The organism is Fictibacillus sp. 23RED33 (genome assembly GCF_015903925.1).
In the GTDB taxonomy this organism is placed as follows: domain Bacteria; phylum Bacillota; class Bacilli; order Bacillales; family Fictibacillaceae; genus Fictibacillus; species Fictibacillus phosphorivorans.
Map to the genome: position 1 here is coordinate 357,493 of NZ_JACZDX010000002.1, position 11,790 is coordinate 369,282.

At 36.0% G+C, this 11,790-nt stretch carries 12 protein-coding genes; 11 read left to right on the forward strand and 1 reads right to left on the reverse strand.

Annotation, left to right across the window (positions count from 1 at the left end):
• Positions 1-162: 162 nt before the first annotated feature.
• The 10 genes from IHV09_RS10040 (at position 163) to IHV09_RS10080 (ending at position 9,560) form a co-directional block, all read left to right on the forward strand.
• Positions 163-1,653 (forward strand): spore germination protein, encoded by a 1,491-nt coding sequence (locus IHV09_RS10040; RefSeq protein WP_197129068.1) that lies wholly within the window; start codon positions 163-165, stop codon positions 1,651-1,653.
• A 4-nt stretch (positions 1,654-1,657) separates the two neighbouring features.
• Positions 1,658-2,773, forward strand: coding sequence for a GerAB/ArcD/ProY family transporter (locus IHV09_RS10045; protein WP_197264408.1), 1,116 nt, complete (start codon positions 1,658-1,660; stop codon positions 2,771-2,773).
• Between the two features lies 1 nt (position 2,774).
• On the forward strand, positions 2,775-3,854 hold the full coding sequence (locus IHV09_RS10050; protein ID WP_197264409.1) for a Ger(x)C family spore germination protein: 1,080 nt from the start codon (positions 2,775-2,777) through the stop codon (positions 3,852-3,854).
• 267 nt (positions 3,855-4,121) lie between these two features.
• Positions 4,122-4,250 carry a hypothetical protein gene (locus IHV09_RS22655; RefSeq protein WP_255520091.1) on the forward strand — a complete coding sequence of 43 codons (129 nt, stop codon included), beginning with the start codon at positions 4,122-4,124 and terminating at the stop codon, positions 4,248-4,250.
• Positions 4,251-4,570: 320 nt separating this feature from the next.
• The gene (cidR, locus tag IHV09_RS10055) at positions 4,571-5,449 is read left to right on the forward strand and encodes a cidABC operon transcriptional activator CidR (protein ID WP_197264410.1); all 879 of its coding nucleotides are present in this window, start codon (positions 4,571-4,573) and stop codon (positions 5,447-5,449) included.
• 182 nt (positions 5,450-5,631) lie between these two features.
• Entirely contained in the window at positions 5,632-6,168 is a 537-nt protein-coding gene (locus tag IHV09_RS10060) for an acyl-CoA thioesterase (RefSeq protein WP_197264411.1), read from the forward strand.
• The gene (locus IHV09_RS10065; RefSeq protein ID WP_197264412.1) at positions 6,165-6,539 is read left to right on the forward strand and encodes a hypothetical protein; all 375 of its coding nucleotides are present in this window, start codon (positions 6,165-6,167) and stop codon (positions 6,537-6,539) included. The genes IHV09_RS10060 and IHV09_RS10065 overlap by 4 nt, the downstream gene beginning before the upstream one ends.
• A gap of 307 nt (positions 6,540-6,846) precedes the next feature.
• Positions 6,847-7,338: an NUDIX hydrolase gene (locus tag IHV09_RS10070; protein WP_197264413.1), complete on the forward strand. Its 492-nt coding sequence runs from the start codon at positions 6,847-6,849 to the stop codon at positions 7,336-7,338.
• Positions 7,339-7,509: 171 nt separating this feature from the next.
• Positions 7,510-8,784, forward strand: a complete 1,275-nt coding sequence (locus IHV09_RS10075) for an aminopeptidase (RefSeq protein ID WP_231618249.1) — start codon at positions 7,510-7,512, stop codon at positions 8,782-8,784.
• A gap of 206 nt (positions 8,785-8,990) precedes the next feature.
• Entirely contained in the window at positions 8,991-9,560 is a 570-nt protein-coding gene (locus IHV09_RS10080; protein ID WP_197264414.1) for a dienelactone hydrolase family protein, read from the forward strand.
• A 342-nt stretch (positions 9,561-9,902) separates the two neighbouring features.
• On the opposite strand, the gene IHV09_RS10085 is transcribed toward IHV09_RS10080, so the two are convergent.
• Positions 9,903-10,532: a LysE family translocator gene (locus IHV09_RS10085; protein WP_197264415.1), complete on the reverse strand. Its 630-nt coding sequence runs from the start codon at positions 10,530-10,532 to the stop codon at positions 9,903-9,905.
• Between the two features lie 508 nt (positions 10,533-11,040).
• Between IHV09_RS10085 and IHV09_RS10090 the strand changes: the two genes are divergently transcribed.
• The gene (locus IHV09_RS10090) at positions 11,041-11,709 is read left to right on the forward strand and encodes a DNA alkylation repair protein (protein ID WP_197264416.1); all 669 of its coding nucleotides are present in this window, start codon (positions 11,041-11,043) and stop codon (positions 11,707-11,709) included.
• Positions 11,710-11,790: the final 81 nt, after the last annotated feature.

The window sequence follows — 11,790 nt, forward strand, 5'->3', positions numbered from 1 at the left end:
GTAGAGATAACAACTTTCTAATAAAAATAGTATCAAAAAGCTTGAACAATGATTTTTATATGATTGAAGATCAAGGCTGTTTTACTAATGGAGTAAATTATTTGAAACTGAACATAATACCAAAGGTGTAGAACTATTATCCTTATTGGGAGATTGATGTTGATGTTTTGGAAAAGGAAGAATATTTGGATAGGAAGCCAAAATGAAAATAGAACAAAAAAGATGACAACTAATATTCCTATTGCAATAGATGTTCTCCGCGAACGTATCGACAACATGGAAGACGCTGAAGTAATCGAATATCAAACCCAAAACAATAAGATATTTGTATTGATATTTATAGGAACATTGATTGATAAAGCAAGGTTAAATGAAGCTGTTATTGAACCTTTACGTCTCTGCAAGTATGAAAATATTTCAACTTGCATTTCTGTCTCTAAAATTACTGAAATTACAACGTTGGAAGAGGCGGAAAAGAAATTGATGCTGGGAGCCATCCTTCTTTTTGACACCATTGAAAATCAATGGTGTTCCGTTGATCTTAAAGATCCAACGGGACGTGCGATAGAAACCTCTGAAACAGAAACAATCCTTTATGGCGCTAAAGACAGTTTCAGTGAAAACTTAGAACAAAATATTACATTGATTCGTAGAAGGCTACCTCTAACAGCATTAAAATCAGAGAAATTCACGGTAGGATCACTAACTGAAACAAAGGTTGTTTTAATGTATATTGAGGGTTTAACGAATCCTGATTTCATATCAATTGCTAGGGAAAAAATCAAGAGTATTGACTATGATCAGATTCTTGACTCCTCCCAATTAGCAGCCTTTATGGAAGATCACAAACATAGTGTATTTCCACAATTTCAACATACTGACCGTCCCGATGTGTGTGCATACTCACTAGGCGTGGGTAAAGTTACCATTCTAGTGGATAATACACCTTTTGCCCTGAATGCTCCAATCAACTTTTTCCATTTATTCCAATCACCCGAGGATTATATTAATCGCTGGATCGTTGCAAGCTTCTTGCGGATCATAAGATATTTAAGTTTCATGCTCTCCTTGCTGATGATTCCACTATATGTTGCTTTAACGACACATCATTATCAGATGATTCCCTTGCAAATTCTATTCGTCCTTGTAGAAACGAGAAGTCAATTGCCACTAACGCCATTTTGGGAATCGCTGATTATGTTGATAACACTTGAGGTCATTAAAGAAGCAAGTTTAAGAATGCCCACGAAATCTGGCCAAACGTTAGGCGTAATCGGTGGTATTGTCGTTGGACAAGCTGCTGTAGAAGCAGGATTCGCTAGTCAAGTGCTAATTGTTTTGGTTGGTATTTCTGCTATTGCTTCGTTTCTTGTGCCGAATTACTTGATGACTAAAGCGACTACATTAATACAGTTTACGCTATTGATCCTTGCTTCTTTTCTTGGAGTAATGGGCATCTTTATGGGCATCATTTTACTTTTAGTCAATTTGAATGCACTTACTTCTTTGAAACAACCATATTTTACCCCTGTTGCCCCTTTTTATGGGAAAGATTGGCTTGATCTATTTATCCGTGGTCCATTGCATTGGATGAAAACAAGGCCAGAGGCTCTTCATCCTCTACAGAAATGGCGATATAGCCGAAGGAGATGATCCCTTGACTAAATTTTCATTATTCGAGAAAACCTCATCGTATCAGGGGATTTATATGACTTTAATGGTCAATAGGATACAAATGTTATATTTTGCAATCATTATGCCCGTTTTTCTAATACATCCCTATATGATTTGGATGATTATCATTGTAGGGTTATTATCACAAATCAGTATATTCATGTTATCGAAATGGTTTAATTCCATGTATGCATCTAAAGGCTACGAAGGTTTTGTAGAACTTTTTGGTGAACGCATGGTACGGTTACTAGCTTTCATCGGAATCGGTTTCATATTATTAAAAGTGATTGTAATTATACTCGGTTATATAGAAGTAGCACAACATTTCATTTTTCCTTCAGTTAATACGAACTGGATGCTTCTGTTCATTTTACTAATTTGCTGGTATGTTGCTTCACTAGGGATGACCAATACCATTCGTTTTATCGTCATTGCCTTTTTATGTACAGCTTGGATGCTATTGTTATTATTAAAACTACCTTTTCATCCCTCTGCCACTATACATGATTTATTTCCGTTAATACCATATGAATGGACGAGAAAATCATGGAAAAGTGTACTATTCATCTGGTCAGCCTTTTCTGGCCCGGAATATTTGATTTTACTTGCGCCTTGGTTCAATAAGAGAGAAAAAATCCTGAAATACATGACCATCGGAAATGCATTTACCATTTTTGAATATCTGATTATATTTATTGCATCTTTGTTTTTTTTCGGATCACATTATCTTGGAGAAAACAAATTACCGATGATGGAAATGATACGTTACTTGCAGTCACCAGTGTTTGAGCGAATCGATATAATTTTAATCTCTGTATATTTATTTCACTTTGTATTCGCCATAACAATCTTCCTGTTATTTTTTTATGGTGCAACTCGTATTACTTTGAAGAAAACGAAAGATCAAACGACTCGATTAGGGTTTGCACTATGTTGTGCTATATTTTTCATTTTTATAATGATGAGTAATGAATTGTTGTGGAAAAAGGCAACTAATCAAAATATTTTGTTAGAGCTAGAGATATGGGCAGGAGCACTCACATACTTATTCGTACCATTACTTCTTTTCATCTCTTTAAAGCGAAAGGGCCGTTCCTAGTATGAAACATAAACATACCAAAACACTTTTCTTCATTTTTGTTATTATAATTGCTTTATCTGGTTGTTCGCCTATTGCAGAAAAAAATCTGATTGAAGAAATTGCTCCTGTGACTTTTTGGTCGATTCAAAAAGGGGAGGATGAGAACTACCGAATGAGCACTTTGATACCTCCCCTTGTAAAAGAACACAAACGCCTTTTGACTGTTCAAGTCGACCTGTTAAAAGAAGGTATGAAGGGTTTCAACTTAAAGTATTATAGAGAATTGAAAGTTGGTCAACTCCGGATGCTGTTGATTAGTGAAGAAATTGCAAAAGAAGGGATCAGTCCTTTGATTGATACGATTTTGACAGATCCTGATATTTCTAAACGTTTGTATCTAGCCGTTGTCAGAGGGAATTTCGATGAGTACATCAATAATCAACTGAAAATGCAAGAAGACCTAGATTATTATCTCTATCGGATGTTCAAGCATTACGATAATCAGGGGAAGTTGACAATTATAAATTTGCATCAATTCATGAAGACACTTCATTCACCAGCGCATTCTCCCGTAGTGCCTGTATTTGAAGCAAGTGATGAAAATTTCCAATACCTAGGTACTGGCATATTTAAAAATGACAAATTGATCGAAACCACGAACAACATGGAAGAGCAAATATACCAGCTTATCGGCAACGATCACTTTTTAAAGTATTTTGCGATTCGTGATTTATCCATTGTTCTTGGCCATGTGAAAGCCAATAGCCAATTGAATATAGATAAATCATATTCTGAACTGAATCTCAACGTCCAATTAAACGGACGACTTGACGAAATTGCACGGAAACATAATATACTTACCAGTGAAGAGCTTTCAAAATTCGAATCAGAAATTGAATTGTATTTAGAAAAACAAACTACCAAGTTTTTAAAAAAGCTTCAGGAGAATAAGGTTGACCCCTTACAATTAAGAAATTATACCTTGAGAACTTTCTCAAAACCTCTTAATGGGAGAGAATGGTTAAACAGATGGGAGCTAATGAAGTTGAAGGTCGATTATGATCTTAAAATCCAACCGCTTACAGATATCAAAAACTAATCAATCCATCAAGAAAGCTCTATTTTTACTTTGTCTGCGGGAAGTCCAGAATAAAAGAACAGGTAAAGACTCCCGAAAAATCTGGACCCCACTCATAATCGATTAAAAGTATGAACAAGTTTTTATGGCATTTCTTCAAGGAGGAGAAATGCATTTTTTTATGGAAGTTTGGTAAAAGAGGTACTAACTATAGAAATTATATTTATTAGGGAAAACTGACCTCTCAGTATAAAGTTAACTAAATCATTCTGAAGAAAGGAAGAATATATGAATCATAATAAGTTATTTAAAAATTTTGGTAGGCATGCAAAAATAAGAGAAAAAGAATTCCAAAAAAGATGGCGGGTAGAAAATTACTGGCTTGATATTTTCCATGTGGGTTGGGAGAAAAAGTAATTGGATTGGAATTTACATGGAACTTATTCAACACACTGCAGACGTTCAGCTTTTAAATACGATTTTAGGAGAATAAGGATTATGAAAAAACAAATCGGATTCTCCTCCTAAAGGGAACCCGTTAGAATAAAGGGCACCTGTTTTCCTTTTTCCCTCTATACTGATCTATTCTAAAGGAGTTTTTATGGAAGTAAGATCTGTGCTAACTGACCCCACCTGGCGAATACTGGGATCGGGACTTTTTTGTAGTGTTTGTAATTTATTTTGAAAAGCAACATACTAAACTCAAAACATTTTTCAATAAGAATGCAGGTGTCGGAATGGATATTAAACAATTACAATATTTCATTGAGGTTGCAAAATATAACAGTTTTACCCGTGCAGCTAAAGAATTGTTCATCACTCAGCCAACCATAAGTAAAATGATCAAAAATTTAGAAGATGAACTAGGATTGGTTCTATTTGACCGTTCCAGCAGAAAGAAGCTCATATTAACCGATGCTGGTAGAGTCATCTATGAACAGGCTAAACTCGTAGATAAAGCTTTTAACAATTTAGAATCAGAAATGGATAATTTGCTGGGACTTCAAAAAGGACATGTTCGAATTGGGTTACCTCCTATTTTTAATTCTCGTCTCTTTCCGAAACTGGTGGGAAGTTTTCATGAGAAGTATCCAGCCATTACATTCGAATTGATGGAGGATGGATCGAAGAAAATCGAAGAAGAAGTAGCTAATCATCTCTTGGATATCGGAGTTGTTGTACTCCCCACAAACAACAATATCTTTCAATACTTTTCGTTTATGAAGGAAGATCTGAAGCTCATTATTCACCCTGATCATCCACTTGCTCAATGTGAAGTAGTTGATCTATCGGATCTCAGCAGTGAATCTTTTATACTGTTCAATAAGGATTTTGTTCTGCATGACCGGATCATCTCTTCTTGTAATCATGCTGGATTTCATCCTCATGTGATCTCCGAAAGCTCACAATGGTCCTTTATAGAAGAGATGGTCGCTTGTAAACTGGGTGTTTCTTTATTACCTGAAAGTATTTGCAAGCACCTTACCACAAAAGTAAAAACAATGAATGTGGTGAATCCCTCAATAAATTGGGAACTCGCTCTTATTTGGAGAAAGGATCAATATTTATCTTTTGCCGCAAAAGAGTGGCTGCGTTATGCCAAAGAACAACTTTAAAAAATAATGCAAGAGACGGTTCCACACGAATTGTCTTTTTTTATGCCAATCGGGCATAGATGTAAGCATTTACATAGAGACTGTCTATGTTATAAATGAAAAATAACCATTTTACTTCATGTTATTTCAAGCGTACACTTGCCTTGTAAATGGAAATTCACATTCTGGAAGGAATGATTCATATGAACAAGAAGAGAGCGCGAGAAAGCAGAATTATTAATACTGATCAGGTTATGTCCCTGGATCTAAATAATTATAATACTTTATTCGGCGGTGTTTTGATGAGAAAGCTAGATAATAATGCAACTTTATCTGCACGCAGACATTCCAGAGTAAAAGAATGTGTAACAGCTTCAACCGATTCAATCGACTTTTTATATCCTATTCATCAAACAGACTCTGTCTGCATAGAATCCTTTGTCTCATATACCGGCAAAAGCTCAATGGAGATCTTTTGTAAAGTGATTGCAGAAGACATGCTAACAGGCGAGAGAAGAATTGCTGCGACTGCTTTCTTAACTTTCGTTGCTTTAGGTGAAGATAAAAAACCAGTCGATGTTCCACAAGTTATTCCTGAAACAGAGGAAGAGAAATTCTTATATGAAACAGCAAAAGAAAGGGCAGAAGTCCGAAAGCTGAGACGATTGAAGAGTAAAGAATTAGCAGCTGTTATCTCTCTTGATAAACCGTGGGATGTAAAAGAGGAGGTATATGCATGATCACATTATGCAGCCAGAACGAACTGAAATCAGCTCAATCTGCACTAAATAAATTAGAGCAATCCTACCCTGAGCTTTTTGAAAAGCTGATACATGTCATTCACTTGACCCGTACCATGCAGTTAAAATACCAGTACATGGGATGTTTAATCATGAATGAGGACCCGGAAAATACCAAGCCTCAATTTGTTATCGGATCTGTTATTCGTTTGTATAAAAAAGAAATCCAGCGATTAACTAGTGACAAGGATATTGATGAAGTAAGAAAAGTATTCACAGAGTATAAACATACTGGATACTCCAGACTCAGCCAGCTTACTCTAGGGAAAACACCTGAATCGTTAATAGGTAGCTCTTTCATTATTCAATAAACACTAAAACTCTGAGTACGTATTTGCGTACTCAGGGTTTTTTATAGTGTTTTAATTTCCGTACACTACTACACCCTTTACGAATAGCATTATCTTTACATCAATACTCTCCTTAAAATTTCCATTTCCTAAACGACTCAAAGTCGAAAACATGGTGACATAAATTTTGATTGAAACATATATCGGTATTAAACTATCGAGTGCATTTCTTCGAGAAGGAGATCTGCACTTTTTTATGGAACTTATTGAACAGACGTAGCAGGATTGTGGAATAAGAGTTGTGTATTTTAAAGGGGATAATACACTTATGACGACAGAATATGTTAAATGGGGAGAAGCGATAGTAAAGTTAACGTGGATACTTGATAATCAACTTCCTCCTGCAGAACAAATTACCAGCGTTCACGGATTTTGTTTTAAAGATGATAAGTTACTTTTAGTAAATTTAAACCGAAGAGGATGGGACTTTCCTGGAGGTCATATCGAATGTAATGAAACACCCGAAGAATGTCTAAAGCGTGAAGCATATGAAGAAGGTTATGTTACGGGAAGATGCTCTCTTTTAGGACATATCATTGTTGACCACAATGAAAATGCTAAATGGGATGAAAATAGTAAATATCCAAAAGTAGGTTTTCAAGTTTTTTATCGATTTGAAATTGACCAATTACACGACTTTGAAGCGGGGTATGAGTCACAAGAAAGAATTTTTGTAAGTCCAAGCGAAGTAACAGAATTTTATCCGAGTTGGAACGAACTCTATCAGGAAATACTTGACTATGCCATAATTCAAAATTGATATTCAACTATCGGGTGCATTTCTTCAAACAAGGAGAAGTGCATTTTTTATTGAAGTTAAGACTACATAAAATAATTATAGGAGAAGGATAAATTATTTTTATCAAACAAGCATGTGTAGTAAGAATGCAGCTATTTAAACATGAAACAAATTAAAAAGGGAGGCTACAAATTGTCAGACTCTATGGTAAATCAAAATATTGAAAAGTATGCAGAAACTGTTCTACGTATCGGTTTGAATTTACAGCATGGACAAAAACTTATTATTGAAGCACCAATACAGTCTGCAACTTTTGTACGGACAGTAACTAGCTACGCATATGAACTTGGTGCATCGTACGTCCATCATGAATGGTCAGATGATGAGTTGACGCTAATCAATCATAAACAAGCACCATATACATCTTTAGGGTATTATCCAGAATGGAAAGCAAATGGTCTTGAAAAATACGCAAATGAAAATGCAGCTGTGTTATTTATCCAAGCACCAAATCCAGAGCTATTAACTGATGTATCAGTTGAACGTAGTACTAGGTATGCGAATGAGCGCTCTGCAATCAGAAGACCATATTTAGAACATACTCATTTGAATAAAATTAGTTGGGTTATTGTAAATGTCCCATCTGACTCTTGGAGTACTAAATGTTTTCCAGAACTTCCTGTGGATGAAGGAAAAGCAAAACTATGGGACATTATTTTTCAAGCAGCCAGAATAGATAGTATAGACCCGATTACCAATTGGAAAAATCACCTGAATTCGTTAAAGAAAACAACTGAACAATTAAATGCACTTCATATTCAAAAACTAGTTTATCTAGGACCTGGTACTGATTTAACGATGGAACTGCCTGAGAAACATCAATGGCTTTATGGATCTAGAATGAATAGAAGGGGAATTCCATTTGTGTCCAATATGCCTACTGAGGAAGTTTTTACGATTCCTAAGAAGGAAGGCATAAATGGAATCGTTGCTAGTACAAGACCTCTTAACTTTAATGGGAGTATAATTGAGGATTTTTCACTTACGTTTAAAGAAGGGAAAGTCGTCCAATTTACCGCTGGAAAAGGAAAAGAAGTACTAAATTCAATTCTACATACAGATGAAGGAGCGCGCTTTCTAGGCGAGGTAGCTCTAGTGCCTCATCATTCTCTAATTTCTAATATGAATCTTACGTTTTATAATACTTTATTTGATGAAAATGCTTCTTGTCATTTAGCATTAGGACAGTCCTTTCCAAATAATCTAGTAGGAGGAGAAAACATGTCTGATCAAGAACTCCAACTTAATGGAGCAAATAAAAGTCTAATTCATATAGATTTTATGATCGGTTCATCTGCACTAAATATAGATGCCCAGCTTGTGGATGGGTCAACTATTCCCTTGTTCCGCCATGGAGATTGGTCTGAAAAATTCCTTGCCTATAATCAGTTGAAGAGTTCAAACTGAGGAAAAAATATAGTTATTCCGTAATCGGGTGCGTTAATTCAAGAAGGATTAACGCACTTTTTAATGAACTTATTAAACAAACGTAGCAGAATTGTTGAATAGGTTTTTAAGGTAGACTTTTCTAAATCGTAAAATTCTGGTAGGTCAAACAGGATTTTTTGTCGAAATTTACACATATGAAATTCATTAAATTGGAGGAAAAAACGATGGCAGAAGTTTTGTTGTTACACCATGTTTTAGGCAAAACGAAGGGGATTGAAGAAATCGCTGAGCAACTGAGAGATGCGGGGCATACTGTGTACGTGCCAGATTTATTCGACGGTCGCATGTTTTCTACGCTGGAGGAAGGCTTGGCATTTGTTAAGGGAATTGGATTTAATGAAGTGACGGCGCGTGGAGTTCGGGCAGCGAGCGAGCTTTCACGCGATGTTGTCTATGCGGGTTTTTCACTAGGTGTCCCGGCAGCACAGCAGCTCGCTCAAACTCGTGAAGGCGCGAGAGGCGCACTGTTTTTTCATGCCTGCCTCCCAAACTCGGCGTTTGAATCTCAGTGGCCGGCCGACTTGCCTGTGCAAATTCACGCCATGAGTTCAGATCCTTTTTTCGTTGAAGACGGCGATATCGACGCTGCCCGTGAACTTGTGGCTTCAGCCAATCTTGCTGAACTTTTTCTGTACGAAGGCAAGGAACATCTCTTTACCGACAGCAGTATACCGTCTTACGATGCTGAAGCGACGAAACTTGTAATCAAGCGAGTTCTCGACTTTCTCGCTTAGTTAAAGGTTCAATCGGTTAAAACGAAAACCCTTGGTGTAGGCATATACCAAGGCTTCTTTATATGGAGATTTATATTGTACAAACATTGATTATTACTGTGAATCTTACTCCATAAACGGGTGCAATTGTCGGATACCAAACAAAATAAAACGACCAGCAGCGACTGGTCGTTTTATTTGTCTTTTTAAATTTAATGAATTATCGAGAAAACAGATCTACAATAAAAACAGTCTCTTTATCTACTATTAGACGAAGAGACTGTTTATGGAAGTAGTATATCGATCGTTCCTTATAAAGATTTAAAACATCTGTGGGGGCATATCTTGTTGATTTATATAGATTTAATGAGGGGCTTTTGTTTGTAAAAGCTTAATCCCCATACCGATAAAAATAAGTCCAGTTAGTTTGTTCAAGACAGTTCCAAATTTTTGGTTTCCTCTTAGTTTTTTCGTAACGTAGGAAGAGAAATACGCAACAAATAAACACCATAGTAATCCAGTGGCTGTAAAGGTCAGTCCTAAAATCAAAAAAGGAATGGGTCCAACCGCTTTGGTGTCTATAAATTGTGGAAGAAATGCAATGAAAAACATTGAAACTTTTGGATTTGTAAGACTCGTTAGCATCCCTTGTATATAGATCTTTCGTATATTAAGGGAATCTGTCGCAGCTTGAAAAGATAGATTGGACTTGTCCAGTATCATCCGAATGCCTAAATACACCAAGTATATAACACCAATAATTTTAATCGTATTAAACAGAAAAACAGATTTTACAAGTATCAATGATAAACCAAACGCTACAAACAATGTGTGAACCAAAGAACCTGTAATAATACCTAAAACAGAATACACACCTGCTTTTCTACCTTGTGACATACTTCTTCCGATGATGTACATCGTGTCGGTTCCAGGAATTAAATTCAATAGAATTCCTGTGAGCAAAAATGCTTCATAATTTATAACGCCATACATAATTACGCACCTCTTTTTATTTTTAGGGTGCCCTTATCGATACTACAGGATTTTGCTACACATGGGAAGCTCTTTTGGCATATGGACAAAACTAGAACACGCGGTTTTAATTAATTTCTTTTTTTCACTATTAGGTGAATACTATTCAAATTTTTATAGCAGCAGTAACAGCAACTGTAATCACTATTAGCGTGAGGAATTAGATAGATGGGAAAGAGTAACTCTTTATCTAGAGGGATTTATGAAGGGTCTACATAGAGAAGCAAATTTAATTATTCAACTATCGGGTGCGTTTCTGTAATAAGAAATGTGTCCTTTCTTTATAAATCCGGCCAGATTGTTGAAGATGTAGTTTAGCACTAGTAGTTGGGAACCGTAACATAAGTAACGGTGAAATGAATCACTCCTTTTACATTGTTATGGTAAAATTGTATGCAACAAGACTTATAAGGATATATCTCGCCAATAACATAATATGAAACATTGCTTTAATAAGGAGTTGTGTCAAATGAATAAAAATAAAAGCACAGAAATAAAACTCTCTTCGAAAGCAGAAAACATTCTATCTCAGTTTAATACTAAAACGAAGCTAGGCGACTTACGAAAAATCGCGAAGGACATAAAAAAAGATCACGAACTAGCTATGGAACTTTGGTCAACGGGGGAGTTTTTGCCCAGACTCTTGGCAATCTTAATTATGGACAAAAAACTTCTTTCACAAGATGTACTAAATAAGCTTGATAAGGATATGCAGACTCACACTCTTGATGAGCGAAATAATTTGATGGATTGGTTAATGGCTAATCAGCTCACTAAAGACAAGAAGAGCATAGCATTGATGGAGTCATGGGAAAATAGCCCTTCTGCTCTTCAAAGGAGAGCTTTCTGGTATTTTCAAGGTCGATTGAGATGGACTGGACAAACACCGCCTGCTAACACCGAAGACTTACTATCTGCAATAGAAGCTACTATTATGCAGGAAGAACCGGAAGTTCAATGGGCTATGAATTTCACCGCAGGCTGGATAGGCGTTTATGATGAAAAGTATCGAGCACGTTGTATTAAACTTGGGGAGAAAACGGGTCTTTTCAAAGATGAAATGGTATCAAAAGGATGTACTCCCAATTATTTGCCGGAGTTCATTACTATTGAAGTAAATAAACGAATTGAGAATTAATTACCACTGAACCCTATGCCTAGAAATATCTCATTGAAATGGTCTGTGAGTGATTAACGTTCGTTATCAAAGGAATGAGGA

Excerpts from the sequence above, each read along its gene's own strand:
- IHV09_RS10040 (WP_197129068.1), top strand. The coding sequence starts at position 163 with ATGTTTTGGAAAAGGAAGAATATTTGGATAGGAAGCCAAAATGAAAAT.
- IHV09_RS10050 (WP_197264409.1), top strand. The coding sequence starts at position 2,775 with ATGAAACATAAACATACCAAAACACTTTTCTTCATTTTTGTTATTATA.
- IHV09_RS22655 (WP_255520091.1), top strand. The coding sequence starts at position 4,122 with ATGAATCATAATAAGTTATTTAAAAATTTTGGTAGGCATGCAAAAATA.
- cidR (WP_197264410.1), top strand. The coding sequence starts at position 4,571 with ATGGATATTAAACAATTACAATATTTCATTGAGGTTGCAAAATATAAC.
- IHV09_RS10060 (WP_197264411.1), top strand. The coding sequence starts at position 5,632 with ATGAACAAGAAGAGAGCGCGAGAAAGCAGAATTATTAATACTGATCAG.
- IHV09_RS10065 (WP_197264412.1), top strand. The coding sequence starts at position 6,165 with ATGATCACATTATGCAGCCAGAACGAACTGAAATCAGCTCAATCTGCA.
- IHV09_RS10070 (WP_197264413.1), top strand. The coding sequence starts at position 6,847 with ATGACGACAGAATATGTTAAATGGGGAGAAGCGATAGTAAAGTTAACG.
- IHV09_RS10080 (WP_197264414.1), top strand. The coding sequence starts at position 8,991 with ATGGCAGAAGTTTTGTTGTTACACCATGTTTTAGGCAAAACGAAGGGG.
- IHV09_RS10085 (WP_197264415.1), bottom strand. The coding sequence starts at position 10,532 with ATGTATGGCGTTATAAATTATGAAGCATTTTTGCTCACAGGAATTCTA.
- IHV09_RS10090 (WP_197264416.1), top strand. The coding sequence starts at position 11,041 with ATGAATAAAAATAAAAGCACAGAAATAAAACTCTCTTCGAAAGCAGAA.